Annotated in this window: 9 protein-coding genes; 3 read left to right on the forward strand and 6 right to left on the reverse strand. The window is 58.9% G+C overall.

What is annotated here, in order from left to right:
- Nucleotide 1: 1 nt before the first annotated feature.
- From G5533_RS06300 to nadK, 5 genes are all read right to left on the reverse strand, one after another.
- Nucleotides 2-1,975: a MacB family efflux pump subunit gene (locus G5533_RS06300; RefSeq protein WP_216979164.1), complete on the reverse strand. Its 1,974-nt coding sequence runs from the start codon at nt 1,973-1,975 to the stop codon at nt 2-4.
- Nucleotides 1,972-3,135, reverse strand: coding sequence for a macrolide transporter subunit MacA (gene macA, locus G5533_RS06305; protein ID WP_421205812.1), 1,164 nt, complete (start codon nt 3,133-3,135; stop codon nt 1,972-1,974). Before macA ends, G5533_RS06300 begins: the two co-directional genes overlap by 4 nt.
- A gap of 247 nt (nt 3,136-3,382) precedes the next feature.
- Complete coding sequence (locus G5533_RS06310) at nt 3,383-4,273, reverse strand: manganese-dependent inorganic pyrophosphatase (protein WP_376901387.1); 891 nt, start codon at nt 4,271-4,273, stop codon at nt 3,383-3,385.
- A 293-nt stretch (nt 4,274-4,566) separates the two neighbouring features.
- Complete coding sequence (recN, locus tag G5533_RS06315; protein WP_376901386.1) at nt 4,567-6,231, reverse strand: DNA repair protein RecN; 1,665 nt, start codon at nt 6,229-6,231, stop codon at nt 4,567-4,569.
- A gap of 250 nt (nt 6,232-6,481) precedes the next feature.
- Entirely contained in the window at nt 6,482-7,366 is an 885-nt protein-coding gene (gene nadK / locus G5533_RS06320) for an NAD(+) kinase (RefSeq protein ID WP_005338038.1), read from the reverse strand.
- Between the two features lie 291 nt (nt 7,367-7,657).
- Here nadK and grpE point away from each other — a divergent pair, with 291 nt between their 5' ends.
- From grpE to dnaJ, 3 genes are all read left to right on the forward strand, one after another.
- Nucleotides 7,658-8,233: a nucleotide exchange factor GrpE gene (gene grpE, locus G5533_RS06325; RefSeq protein WP_164536416.1), complete on the forward strand. Its 576-nt coding sequence runs from the start codon at nt 7,658-7,660 to the stop codon at nt 8,231-8,233.
- A 268-nt stretch (nt 8,234-8,501) separates the two neighbouring features.
- Nucleotides 8,502-10,430: a molecular chaperone DnaK gene (dnaK, locus tag G5533_RS06330; protein WP_441254610.1), complete on the forward strand. Its 1,929-nt coding sequence runs from the start codon at nt 8,502-8,504 to the stop codon at nt 10,428-10,430.
- Nucleotides 10,431-10,531: 101 nt separating this feature from the next.
- On the forward strand, nt 10,532-11,674 hold the full coding sequence (dnaJ, locus tag G5533_RS06335) for a molecular chaperone DnaJ (protein ID WP_216954258.1): 1,143 nt from the start codon (nt 10,532-10,534) through the stop codon (nt 11,672-11,674).
- A gap of 115 nt (nt 11,675-11,789) precedes the next feature.
- Here the strand turns inward: dnaJ and mgtE are convergent, their stop codons facing one another.
- Nucleotides 11,790-13,169: a magnesium transporter gene (gene mgtE / locus G5533_RS06340; protein WP_216954257.1), complete on the reverse strand. Its 1,380-nt coding sequence runs from the start codon at nt 13,167-13,169 to the stop codon at nt 11,790-11,792.
- Nucleotides 13,170-13,781: the final 612 nt, after the last annotated feature.

Here is a 13,781-nt window from a genome sequence, read left to right on the forward strand (position 1 = left end):
GTTATTCCCTCGCCAGTGCGACAACAGGGTCGAGCCGCGCCGCATTGCGTGCCGGCAGGTAACCAAACAGGATCCCGATGAGTGACGAGCAGCCAAAGGCCATCAGGATGGAGAAGAGCGAGAACTGCATCTTGATGGAGTCCACCAGCAGTGCAAAGAGCGCACCAATGCCTAGCGAGAGGCCGACGCCGAAGATACCCCCCAGCAGGCTCACCATCACAGCTTCAATCAGGAACTGCTGCAAAATATCCGACTGGCGGGCGCCCACGGCCATGCGAATGCCGATCTCGCGGGTGCGCTCGACCACTGACACCAGCATGATGTTCATCACGCCCACCCCGCCGACGATCAGCGAGATCACCGCGATGGCCGAGACCATCAGGGTCATGGTGGCGGTGGTTTTCTCCACCGATTTGATGATGCTGTCGCTGCTGAAGGTGAAGAAATCCTTCACCCCGTGGCGCTTGGTGATCAGCTCGATCACCGCCTGCTCGGCCAGCGCCGGTTGTACCCCGTCCTTGACCCGGATGGTGATCTGGCTGAAGTGGTGCTGCGAGATGAGGCGACTCATCACCGCGCTGTAGGGCAGCCAGATATTGACCGACTGGCTGGTGGGGCCGAAGCCGGTCTCCTGCGAAACCACACCGACAATCCGCACCGGCAAGGTGCCGACCAGTACCACCTTGCCGACCGGCTCCTCCTTGCCAAGCAGGCTGGTGATGCTCTTCTTGTCCACCACGGCAACGGCGGCACGCTGCTGGATATCTTGCCACTCCAGTAAGCGACCACTGACCAGCGTCATCCCCTTTACCTTGAAATAGTCGTTACCGACCCCGGTCACATTGCCGCTGTTGGTCTTGTTGCGATAGCGCAACTGCCCTGAGCTGCCGATCTCGGGGCTGGCGCCCGCAAGATAGGGTTGCCCCAACAGGGCATCGAGATCCCCCTTGTTGAGGGTCTGGATGCTGGCCATCTTCTCATCGCCCCATCCTTTACCCGGGAAGATTTCGATGGTGTTGGTGCCCATCGCATTGATCTGGTCGATCACCTTGGCGCGCGCCCCTTGCCCCAGCGCCACCACACTCACCACGGCGGCGATGCCGATGATGATGCCGAGCATGGTGAGGAAGGTGCGCATCCGGTGGGCTAGCATGGCATGGATTGCCATCCGTCCCGCTTCCCGATAACGATCCCAATCGTGGCCCATGGCGCCTTTAGTGGGCGCTATTTTTTGAGGGGCTACAGCGGTGGCTGGAGCCAACACCGCCGTTTGGCAGGGGCCGCTATCTTGTTCAATCCGACCATCCTTGAGAGTGATGATCCGGTCGGCATGGCTGGCCACGTTCATATCGTGGGTGACCAGAATGATGGTATGGCCCTGAGCGTGCAGCTCCTTGAGGATCGCCATCACCTCCTTGCCGCTCTGGCTATCCAGTGCGCCGGTCGGTTCATCGGCGAGGATCACTTCGCCGCCATTGGCCAGCGCCCGGGCGATACTGACCCGCTGCTGCTGACCGCCAGAGAGTTGGCCCGGGGTATGGTGGCTGCGATCGGCCAGACCCAGTCTGCCCAGCAGCTGACGCGCACGTGCCTGGCGATCCGGGCGATTGGTGCCGGCATAGACGGCTGGGATCTCCACGTTGGCGGCGGCATCGAGGTGGGGCAGCAGGTGGTAGCGCTGAAAGATAAAGCCGAAGTGGTGGCAGCGTAGTCGGGCCAGCGCCAACGCATCCATGGTGGCGGTGTCCTGTCCGCGAAACAGGTACTGGCCGCCGCTCGGGCTATCCAGACAACCCAGCAGGTTCATCAGGGTCGACTTGCCGGAGCCGGACGCGCCGACAATGGCGATCATCTCTCCTGCCGTGATGGTGAGGTCAAGAGGGTGGAGCACGGTGACTTCGCTGTCGCCGCTCTGGTAGCGTCGCTCGACCCCTTTCAGCTGGATCAACGGCAGCTGGTTCAGGGGCTCACTCATAGCATCACCGCCATCTCATCATTGTCGGCGGGGGCACCGTGATTGAGCTGCACCTCCTCCTTCTCACTCAGCCCGCTGATCACCTCAATGCGGATCTCATCCTTCATACCAGTCTTGATATGGCGGGTTTCGGTTGTTTCATCGTCCTTGATCAGGGTGACTTCATACTCGTTATCACCCAGCGACTTGCCGAGGGCGGTTTGCGGCACAGTGAGCACCTGCTTGCGTTCGCCGAGCACTATGGTCACCTGGGTGGTCATTGCAACCCGCAGGGTATGGTCGGGATTGGGTACATCGAACAGGGCGTAGTAGTAGACAGCCGCATTGCTGGTGGTGGTGCCGGTGGTGGCCTGATCGTTGATGTTGGTAGGCGCTAACTCCACGGCGCGAAGCGTACCCTGATAGCGGGTATCCGGGTCGCCGATCAGGGTGAAGTAAACCGGCATGCCGGCTTTGACCTTGGTGACATCAGCTTCGGAGATCTGCGCCTTGACCGTCATGGTCTCGAGGTTGGCCAGCTTGAGCACGGTCGGCACCGTCTGGCTGGCTGCCAGGGTCTGGCCCTGACGGGTCACAATGCTGATGACGGTGCCATCCATCGGCGCCAGGATCTTGGTGTAGCCCAGCTCGGTCTTGGCCCTATCAACCTTGATCAGGGCGTTGTCGATATTGGCCTGGCTGTTTTGCAGTTCGGCGCGGGTGACTGCCAGCAGTGCCTCGGCACTCTCCAGATCGGCCCGTGAGCTCGCCTCCTGCTTGAACATCTGCTGCTGGCGCCGCCAGGCGAGCTCGTTCTGTTTGAGTTGCGCCTGCTTGATCTTGAGCTGGGCGCGGTTGCTGGCAAGCTCCGCCTCGGCCGTCTTGAGGTTGTTCTGGGCAATCAGGGGATCGATCTCGGCCAGCAGGTCTCCCTGCTTGACTTGATCACCGGCCTCTACGGCCAGCTTGGTAACCTGACCGGAGACCTGGGCCCCCACATCCACCTGCTCTACGGCCTGCAGCACGCCACTGGCCAGTACGGTCTGGGCGATATCCTCGCGGGTCACTTGAGCGGTCAGCATCGCCTTGGGTGGTTGACTGGGCCAGAGCAGCCAGCCGAGGAGCACCACGGCGATCAGAATTGTGATGGCCAGGGTTCTCTGCTTGGGGGTTATGTTCATCGGTCACCTGAATGGAAACGGAAAAGGTTGTGCGCGGCGATTATCCTGCAGCAAAGCCCTGATAAATAACAGCCGCAAATATGTAAGCAAAGTTATGGGGTTAACTGTCAATAAGCCGAGAAAGGAGTAAGCGAGAGGCCGCAGTGGTGAGCAAGATGATCAGCAAGAGGGGGAGTGCGGCTGGCGGTGGCGATGAGAAAGCCCTGCGCAGAGGCAGGGCTTTGGAATAGGTGATGGCGAGGTAGGATCAGGCCTTGGCCAGCAGGTCCATCACCCAGGGCAGACCCTGCTTCTTGCGGCTGACAAAGCCCGGGTGGTAGCTGGACTCTGCCGGTACTTTCGGGTGCTCGGTAAAGTAGATACGGCTGGCTGCGGCCGTCAGGTCAGTCACCATCAGCACGAAGAAGTCGAGCCCTTCGCCTTCAACACGGTGTGCCATCTCTTGCAGCAGAGTGTCAATCTGGTCGGCAAGCTGTTGTTCGCTGCCCACTTCAATTTGGCTCATGATGAAGCTCAGACTTTCGGCCTGGAATGCTTTCTCATCCTGCTGCAGCAACTGCGCAGGAGTGAGGCCGCGCAGGTCGGTTTTTGCCATCAGCAGCTGTTGACCGAACTCGGCCAGCGATACTTCGGCCAGCGGTGCCAGACGCTCGCAGGCGATCTTGTCCTGCTCGGTGGTGGTCGGCGAGGTGAGACAGAGGGTGTCGCTCATGATGGCACCCAGCATCAGGCGAGCCTGGCTGCGGGTCACGGTACCTTGCTGGCTCAGCAGATCGAAGGCGATGGTGCAGGTGCAGCCGACAGCCCGGATCCACGCATCCAGCGGAGACTGGGTGACCAGAGTGCCGAGACGGTGGTGATCCACCAGACCCAGTACATTGGCTTGTGCCAGTGTGGCAGGGCCCTGTTCCAGATCACTGAAATCCACCAGCCAGACATCTTCACCGGTCAGATCTTTGGTCAGCAACTCGGGTTCGCTGACGCCAGCCTGCTCCAGAATAAAACGGGTTTCGGTGCGCAGGTCACCCAGACGCCATGGGGTGGCCTGACGGCCCTGGCCATTGAGCCAGTCGGTGATAACCAGCGCACTGCAGATACTGTCGCTATCAGGATTCTTGTGACCAAAAACGTGGATCATAGACAAAGCCTCACAATTGGATACCCATAAAGGGGGGCAACACTATGCGAAATCCGCCACATGAAGGCAACCGGATCCACGCCCATGTTGCTGCCAGCTTCGCCTAACTCGCCATTTTATTGATCTGGGTCGGTAATCCTGACGCGAGTTCGGTGCTCACAGTTGGCTATTGGCTATTGGCTATTGGCTATTACTGGCTGCGCAGGCCATAGCTCTCGCCTGTGCCTGCGCAGTCAGCATGTTCGGTCAGCGCTATCAGTCGCCATCGCTGCAAATTGGCTTTATCACCTGATTCATCGACGCAGCAGCTCGCGGGCATTGGCCAAGGTGTTGTCGGTGATCTGGTCGCCACCGAGCAGGCGTGCCAGCTCGTTGAGACGGGCGGTCTCATCAAGGGCACTCATTTGGGTTTCGGTGGTTTTGCCATCGGTATGCTTGCTCACCACCATATGCTGGTGGCCGTTGCCTGCCACCTGAGGCAAGTGAGTGACCACCATCACCTGAGTGGACTCGCCGAGCTGGCGCAGCAGGCGACCGACCACAGCGGCAGTTGGGCCGCTGATCCCCACATCCACTTCGTCGAAAATCAGGGTCGGGGTTGAGACCTTGCGAGCACTGATCACCACGATGGCAAGGCTGATGCGCGACAGCTCACCGCCTGAGGCTACCTTGCCAAGGGGCTGGATCGGTTGGCCCGGGTTGGTGGTGACCATGAACTCCACCCGATCTATACCCAGTGGTGACAGACTGCTCTGGGCATCGGGGCGCACCTCGATGGCAAAGCGGCCATCGGGCATTGCCAGTTCGTGCATGCTGCTGGTTACCTTGGCGCCCAGCTCCTGGGCGTAACGCTGACGGCTCTGGCTCAGGGCTTCGGCGGCCTGGACAAAAGCCTGACGGGCCTCGGCCAGCTCATCTTCCATCCCCTCTAGCCGCTCTTCGTCAGAGTTGAGGCGGGCGAGATCCGAGGCCAGCTCCTGATGGTGCAGGGCCAGATCCGCCGGTTTGACGTGGTGCTTGCGGGCCAGATTGATCGCCTTGGAGAGGCGGGCCTCCAGCTCGTTAAAACGTTCGGGATCCAGTTCCAGCCGATCGAGGTAGCTACGTAGTTCGCTGTGACTCTCCTGCACCCCGATCAGTGCTTCGTTCAGCATCTCCAGTACCGGGGTGAGGCGGCTGTCCATGCTGACCAGCCCCTCGGCCCGATCGACGGCCGATTGCAGCAGCCCTGCGATAGTGGTCTCTTCGTTGTCATAGAGCAGATCGAGGCAAGCGCCGCACTCCTGCATCAGCTCGGTGCCGTTGGCCAGACGCTGGTGCTCCTCTTCTATATCTTCAAACTCCCCCGGCTGCAGGGCGAATTCGTCCAGCTCCTGCACCTGATACTCGATCAGCTGGCGACGAGCCTCTCGCTGCTGCTGCTCGGCTTTGAGCCGGTTCAGTTCGTTTTGTAGTTGGCGCCACTGCTGATAGTGCTGGCGCACCTCGTCGAGCAGCAGATGGTGACCGGCATAGCCGTCGAGCAGGGCGAGCTGGTAGTCGGGTTTGAGCAGCATCTGGTGGGCATGCTGACCATGTACGTTGACCAGCAGCTGGCCCAGATTCTTGAGCTGGGTGAGGGGCACGGGCACGCCGTTGATATAGCTGCGGGAGCGGCCCTCGGCTGAGATGACTCGCCGCACGATACATTCACTTTCGTTTTCCAGTTCGTTGGTGGCGAGCCAGGCGCGGGCGGCCGGGTTGTTGTCCAGCAGGAAGCGGGCGCTGACCTCGCTTTTGTCGCTATCGGGTCGCACCATGCCGGCTTCGGCCCGCTCTCCAAGGCAGAGACCGAGAGCATCGATGGCGATGGATTTACCGGCGCCGGTCTCACCGGTGATGCAGGTCATGCCCGGTTGCAGATCGAGTTCGAGAAACTTGACGATGGCGAAGTTGTTGACGGTCAGCTGGGTCAGCATGGTCTCATCCTGTATAGGTCAACATTACTGTGTATGCATCCAGTATATACTGGTCTTATATACAGTAAAGAGGGCTCCGTCATTTTTAGTACAGGAAAGGTGTGTCAGTGCGCTATGGCTATGAGAATGCGGTACTGACCATTGGCACACGGTACGGATATGAGAGTGCAGGGGCGGTTGCTACGAAAGAAAAGAGAAGGGCGCCAATTCAGGCGCCCTCTGTGGCAATGCCGCTGTCGGTCAGCGCCGATTAAAACAGCTTGCTGCCCCAGCCGAGCTTGTTGCGCAGCACGTGGAAGTAGCTGTAGTCGAGGGGATGCACCAGATGAAGCTGATGGTGGCTCTTCTTGATCAGGATCTCATCCCCCGGGTGGACCGCCAGGGTCACCTGACCGTCACAGCTGACCTGCATCGCATCGTCCTGATTATCCGGCGAGACCAGAAGCCGTACTTCGCTGTCGGCATCGAGTACGATGGGGCGACTGCTCAGGGTGTGCGGGAACATGGGCACCAGCGTGATGGCGTTGAGCTTGGGGGTGAGGATGGCGCCACCTGCTGACAGGGAGTAGGCGGTGGAGCCGGTCGGGGTGGCGACTATGATGCCGTCCGAGCGCTGGCTATACATAAAGCTGCCATCGATATAGACCTCGAACTCGATCATATGGGCGATCTTGCCCGGGTGCAGCACTGCTTCATTCACCGCCAGATTGCTCGACTTGCGCTCGCCGTGGCGATAGACCGAGGCCTCAAGCAGGAAGCGGTGTTCGCTCTTGTAGTGGCCGGAGAGCACCTGCTCCAATGGCAGCAGGTAATCCTGCGGCGAGAGATCGGTCAGAAAGCCGAGGTTACCCCGGTTGACCCCGATCACTGCCACATCGAAGCGTGACAGCACTCGCGCCGCCCCCAGCATGTTGCCGTCACCGCCGACCACGATGGCGAGATCGGCCTGCTGGCCCAGTTGTACCAGATCCATCACGTTTTCATCGAGGATGCTCAGGGTCTGGGCGACCCGGCTCTCCACCAGTACCCGAAAGCCGCGGGCGGTCAGGTATTGATGCAGGCCGGTCAGCGTCTGGTTGGCCCCCTCATGGTGGGGTTTGCCAATCAGGGCGATGGTTTTGAACGGAGAATCCATAGTCAGTCAGATCTGGGATGGGTATTGCGGGCCAGTATACAGTGCTTTGCTCCGCTTGTGACGCTCTCCCGTGTGACGGGGCCGGCTATCCCCTTGAGGCTACTGGTTAAACGGTGAGCGGTAACCCGGATAAACCGACGGTTGCTGCTATTCAGCAACCCTGATTGCCCTTTACCCCTTGAAAGCCGGGGATGCATCCCCATAATAGCGCCAACATAGTCGGTCTGTTGTCGTCCGGTCGCTCAACCAGACGTCAGGGCCCTCATAAGTAACCCCGGAATTGGAGATGTCATGAACCACGAAGAGCAAAAGGTTGAAGCGATGGAGCAAGTGGAAGCCCAGCCAGTCGAGCCGACCGATGTAGACAGTGAAGTGACAGCCGAGCAGGCCCGCATTGCCGAACTGGAAGCGCAGCTGGAAACCGCCATCCAAAAAGCGGCGGAAGAGCGTGAACGCGCCCTGCGTACCGCCGCCGAGATGGAGAACCTGCGCCGTCGTACCGAGCTGGATGTGGAGAAGGCGCACAAATTCGCTCTGGAGAAGTTCGCCAATGAACTGCTGCCGGTGCTGGACAACCTGGAGCGCGCCATCGAGCTCGCCGACAAGGAGAACGACGCCCTCAAGCCGATGGTGGAAGGTGTCGAGCTGACCCTCAAATCCATGCAGAGCGGTGTGGCCAAGTTCGGTCTGGTTGCGCTGGATCCGACCAACCAGCCGTTTGATCCGAATGCCCATCAGGCGATGAGCATGGTGCCGAGTGCCGATGTGGCGCCGAACACCGTGATTGCCGTGATGCAGAAAGGCTATGAGCTGAACGGTCGCGTGATCCGTCCGGCCATGGTCATGGTATCCAAGGCCGCCGACTGAGTCGGCACTTGATGCCCAGGCCCGCCGCTTGGCGGGCTTTTTGTTTATCTGTCTGGTCTGTCATGGACTGATCACGACAAAAGGTAGGGTTTTTGCGGGGCAGGGCTTGAAGTGGCCGCTTGCGACCCCATATAGGATGCAAGGCCACGGCGGCACAAAAATTTTGATGCCGGGAGCTTGAAAGCCAGATTGGCAGGCCCCACCTAGCCGTTAACGCATTAAGGCGAGTTCCTCGCCAGTTTATTCAAAGTATTTGGAGATTTCTCAAATGGGTAAAATCATCGGTATTGACCTGGGTACTACCAACTCCTGCGTTGCCATTCTGGACGGCGACACTGCTCGCGTGATCGAGAACGCAGAAGGCGATCGTACTACTCCGTCCATCATTGCCTATGCCGATGATGGCGAGATCCTGGTTGGTCAGCCGGCCAAGCGTCAGGCCATCACCAACCCGAAAAACACCCTGTTCGCCATCAAGCGTCTGATCGGCCGTCGTTTTGAAGATGACGAAGTGCAGCGTGACCTGAAAATCATGCCGTACGCCATTGCCAAGGCCGACAACGGTGACGCTTGGGTTGAGGTGAAGGGCAAGAAAATGGCACCGCCGCAGATCTCTGCCGAAGTGCTGAAAAAGATGAAAAAGACCGCCGAAGACTACCTGGGCGAGCCGGTAACCGAAGCAGTTATCACTGTTCCGGCATACTTCAACGACGCCCAGCGTCAGGCCACCAAGGATGCCGGTCGCATCGCCGGTCTGGATGTTAAGCGCATCATCAACGAACCGACTGCAGCTGCTTTCGCTTACGGCGTAAACAAGGTCAAGGGCGAGCGCAAGGTTGCCGTGTATGACCTGGGTGGCGGTACTTTCGATATCTCCATCATCGAGATCGACGAAGTCGAAGGCGAAACCACCTTCGAAGTACTGGCGACCAACGGTAACACCCACCTGGGTGGTGAAGACTTCGACAACCGCGTCATCAACTACCTGGTTGACGAGTTCAAGCGTGAGCAGGGCATCGACCTGCGCAACGACCAGCTGGCTCTGCAGCGTCTGAAAGATGCCGCCGAGAAAGCCAAGATCGAGCTCTCTTCTGCCCAGCAGACCGACGTCAACCTGCCGTACATCACTGCAGATGCCACCGGTCCGAAGCACATGAACATCAAGGTAACCCGCGCCAAGCTGGAATCCCTGGTAGAAGACATGGTGAAGGACTCTCTGGAGCCGGTTCGTGTTGCCCTGAAAGACTCCGGTCTGGCAGTTGGCGAGATCGACGACGTGATTCTGGTTGGTGGTCAGACCCGTATGCCGCTGGTTCAGAAGACCGTTGCCGAGTTCTTTGGCAAAGAGCCGCGTAAAGACGTCAACCCGGACGAAGCCGTGGCCATGGGTGCTGCCATCCAGGGCGCCGTACTGTCCGGTGACAAGACCGACGTACTGCTGCTGGACGTGACCCCGCTCTCCCTGGGTATCGAAACCATGGGTAGCGTGATGACTGCGCTGATCGAGAAGAACACCACCATCCCGACCAAGAAGTCCCAGGTGTTCTCCACTGCCGAAGACAACCAGTCTGCCGTGACCATTCACGTGCTGCAGGGTGAGCGCAAGCGCGCCAGCGACAACAAGTCTCTGGGCCAGTTCAACCTGGAAGGCATCCGTCCTGCACCGCGTGGTCTGCCGCAGATCGAAGTGACCTTCGACATCGATGCCAACGGTATCCTGCACGTCTCTGCGAAAGACAAAGAGACCAACAAAGAGCAGAAGATCACCATCCAGGCCTCCTCTGGTCTGTCTGATGACGAGATCGAGCGCATGGTACGCGAAGCCGAAGCCAATGCGGCCGAGGACAAGAAGTTTGAAGAGCTGGTACAGGCTCGCAACCAGGCTGATGGTCTGGTCCACTCCGTACGCAAGCAGGTTACCGAAGCTGGTGAAGCCCTGCCTGCCGACGACAAGACCAAGATCGAAGCTGCTCTGAGCGAGCTGGAAGCGGCCATCAAGGGTGACGACAAGGCTGCCATCGAAGCCAAACAGCAGGCTCTGCTGGAAGCATCCCAGAAGCTGATGGAAATTGCCCAGCAGCAGGCTCAGGCACAGGGTGCCGCCGGTGCTGATGCCGGTCAGTCCTCCTCTTCTGCCAAGGCTGACGACGACGTAGTCGACGCCGAGTTCGAAGAAGTGAAAGACGACAAGAAGTAAGCCCTACCCAGATGGGCGAAGTCCGCTTCGCCCATCGGCTTGGTCAATGAATTCACGGGCGTTGGGTAACCAACGCCCGTCTGCGTAACCACAGGATGAGTATGTCGAAGCGCGATTTCTACGAAGTACTGGGTGTGGCGAAAGATGCCGACGATCGCGAGATCAAGAAGGCGTACAAGCGCCTGGCCATGAAGTATCACCCGGATCGTAACCAGGGTGATGCCGCATCCGAAGAGAAGTTCAAAGAGGTCAAGGAAGCCTACGAGGTCCTGACCGATGCCAACCTGCGTGCCCGTTACGACCAGTACGGCCATGCCGGTGTCGACCCGAGCCAGGGTGGTGGTGGCCACGGTGGCTTTGGCGGCGGTGCCGACTTCGCCGACATGTTTGGTGACGTATTCGGTGACATCTTCGGCGGTGGCCGTGGTGGTGCCCGTCGTGGCCCGGCCCGTGGCTCCGACCTGCGTTACACCATGGAGCTGACCCTGGAAGAGGCGGTGCGCGGGGTCTCCAAGGAGATCAAGGTGCCGACCCTGGTTCACTGTGAAGTCTGTAACGGCTCCGGTGCCCACACCGGCAGCAGTGCCCAGACCTGCCCGACCTGCCACGGCTCCGGCCAGGTGCAGATGCGTCAGGGCTTCTTTGCGGTGCAGCAGGCGTGTCCGCACTGTCACGGTCGCGGCAAGATCATCAAAGATCCGTGCCGCAAGTGCCACGGTGAAGGTCGCTACCAGCGCACCAAGACCCTGTCGGTGAAAATTCCGGCGGGCGTCGATACCGGCGATCGCATCCGTCTCTCCGGTGAAGGGGAAGCGGGGGAAGCAGGAGCTCCGGCAGGGGATCTCTACGTACAGGTGCACGTCAAAGAGCACGAAATTTTCGTGCGTGACGGCAACAACCTCTACTGCGAAGTGCCCATCAGCTTCACCGCAGCTGCGCTGGGTGGCGAGATTGAAGTACCGACCCTGGATGGCCGCGTCAAGCTCAAGGTCACTCCGGAGACCCAGACTGGCAAGATGTTCCGCATGCGCGGCAAGGGCGTGAAGTCCGTGCGCTCCGGTCAGGTAGGGGATCTGATGTGCAAGGTGGTGATCGAGACGCCGGTCAACCTCACCGAGCAGCAGAAAGAGCTGCTGCGCCAGCTGGACGAATCCTTCAGCGGCGCCGCTGCCAAGACCCACAAGCCGAAATCGGAAGGCTTCTTCGAAGGGGTGAAACGCTTCTTCGACGATCTGACCAAGTGATGGCATAGACCCGTGTCGATATAAAGAGAGAGGGAGGCGTGATGCCTCCCTCTCTCTCTTATCTTGAACTATCGGAGATGGCGGTGGTTTGGCTGCCCCCATCTGCTGTGCGCTGTCAGGCAGCAGCCAGTGACCCACCGAGGAAGGCATAGGCGAAACCAAAATAGATCAGCACGCCCAACAGATCCATGATCGAGGTGAGCATGGGGGAGCTGAGGGTTGCCGGATCAGTCCCCATCTTCCGTGCGGCAAACGGCAGGACCAGACCAAGCAGGCTGCCAACCACAGTCACCGTCATGGCAGAGAGGCTGACAATCATGACGATGTCCCAGCCGATGCTCTTGCTCCAGAATGCCATCACCCCTTCCAGCAGGGCGACACCCAGCCCCAGAGCCATTGCGACGGGCAGATCGCGCCGCAGCACGAAAAAGAAGTCACGCATGCTCAGCTTGATCTGACCCATGCCCATTGCCCGGATCACCAAGGTGGCCGACTGGCTGCCCGAGTTGCCCCCCATGTCGATAATAGGGGCAATAAAGGCTGCGAGGATCAGTACTTCGCTGATGAGTTCTTCCTGAGCGGCGACCAGATTGCTGGTCAGTATGCCGAATACGGTCAAGACCGCCAGCCAGAAGAATCGGGCGCTGAACATGTTAAAGGTGCTGGATGCGCGAAGATCAAGTTCGGGACCTCCCAGCGCAGCCGTACCACCGAAGCGGGCAATCCGGTTGGCATCTTCCTCTTCGGCAACATCCATTGCATCATCCACGGTCACCATGCCGAGCAACTGCTGATCCTGATTCAATACGGGGAGGGCCAGCAGGTTGTAACGGGCGATCATCTCCGCGGCTTCGCCTTTGGGGGCATCGGCCTGAATACTCACCAGCTCGCGCTGCATAATGGCCGAGATGGGGGTTTTGCTGTCGGCGAGAAACAGTTCGCGCAGGGAGACAACCCCGATGAGGCGGCGCATTTCATCCACGACATACAGGGTATAAATACTCTCCCTGTCGGCAGCAGTGCTGCGCAGCCGTTGCAGCCCCTCTCCCACAGTGATGTCAGCCGTCAGGCTGGCACAATCCGAGCTCATGATGGAGCCGACGAGGTTTTCCGGGTAAGAGGCCAACCGTTGCGTATCCTCACGTTCTTCATCTGTCATCGCATCGAGCAGGGTCTGGCGCAAGGCTGCGGGCAGACGATTGTAGAGATCGGCTCTGTCATCGGGGGATAGGCGGGTACACAACTCCTCCAATTGGGGCTTGGCCATGGAACGTACCAGGCTGGCCTGAATATCGCTGGGCAGATGGCGGAAGATGCGTGCGGCACGCAATGCAGGAACCAGATTGAGAAAGGTATGAATATGTTTATCTGTCAGGCGGTTTATCGCTTGTGCCAGATCGACCTCATGAATATTCAGGCTGAGGCTCTGGATCCCCATACGATCCTTGTTTTGCAGCAGTACATACAGTTGTTGGTGAATATCTTGGTATTGCATTTATATATCCTTTAATACATCAGCCTGGAAAATAGAAAATAGAATTCCGACTGACATCACATCAGCAAAAATAGATAAGGAAATAACGCCCGAAAATTAATCCGGACTAGTCGCCGATACCGGCTCCAGGGTCAGGGTCCATGACACACCTCCTGATTGATGTAAAGAATCGTCATATGCTTACCCGTCAATAGCCACGCATGGGGAATGAACAGGTGTTGCACTCGGCACAAGTAAATGAAGGTGGAGCGGATCGCGGGACGGTCGTCGCCCGGCTAGCGGCTGTTGCCATCTCCCATGCCACCTTGTCAAAAGCCTTGTGGCTACTGACCTGCAGCGATAGAGGTTCGCCATCGTTGACGCACGCCAGAGGCGGAAAAACATGGCGTGATGAGGTAACAGTGGTAATGACATGGTGACCCTGATATCAGGAGAAGACCCATGCAGGCATTATTTACGCATCCAGTCTGTAGCATTGGATGGCGTCAGTAACAGACATCGAGTGAATACAGGGAAGGAATTGCACTCAGGTGCAAATAAACCGCTCTCCGCATAGTGCGAGATAGCGGCAGAACAATCTGCGGGGATCTCGCGACTCAGGTATTGGCTGAC

Origin of the sequence: Aeromonas sp. A600620 (genome assembly GCF_029479985.1) — a bacterium.
GTDB classification, from domain to species: Bacteria; Pseudomonadota; Gammaproteobacteria; order Enterobacterales; family Aeromonadaceae; genus Aeromonas; species Aeromonas veronii_A.

What these genes read in the sequence shown, in the direction of transcription:
- G5533_RS06300 (WP_216979164.1), bottom strand. Translation starts at nt 1,975, where the DNA reads ATGAGTGAGCCCCTGAACCAGCTGCCGTTGATCCAGCTGAAAGGGGTC.
- macA (WP_421205812.1), bottom strand. Translation starts at nt 3,135, where the DNA reads ATGAACATAACCCCCAAGCAGAGAACCCTGGCCATCACAATTCTGATC.
- G5533_RS06310 (WP_376901387.1), bottom strand. Translation starts at nt 4,273, where the DNA reads ATGATCCACGTTTTTGGTCACAAGAATCCTGATAGCGACAGTATCTGC.
- recN (WP_376901386.1), bottom strand. Translation starts at nt 6,231, where the DNA reads ATGCTGACCCAGCTGACCGTCAACAACTTCGCCATCGTCAAGTTTCTC.
- nadK (WP_005338038.1), bottom strand. Translation starts at nt 7,366, where the DNA reads ATGGATTCTCCGTTCAAAACCATCGCCCTGATTGGCAAACCCCACCAT.
- grpE (WP_164536416.1), top strand. Translation starts at nt 7,658, where the DNA reads ATGAACCACGAAGAGCAAAAGGTTGAAGCGATGGAGCAAGTGGAAGCC.
- dnaK (WP_441254610.1), top strand. Translation starts at nt 8,502, where the DNA reads ATGGGTAAAATCATCGGTATTGACCTGGGTACTACCAACTCCTGCGTT.
- dnaJ (WP_216954258.1), top strand. Translation starts at nt 10,532, where the DNA reads ATGTCGAAGCGCGATTTCTACGAAGTACTGGGTGTGGCGAAAGATGCC.
- mgtE (WP_216954257.1), bottom strand. Translation starts at nt 13,169, where the DNA reads ATGCAATACCAAGATATTCACCAACAACTGTATGTACTGCTGCAAAAC.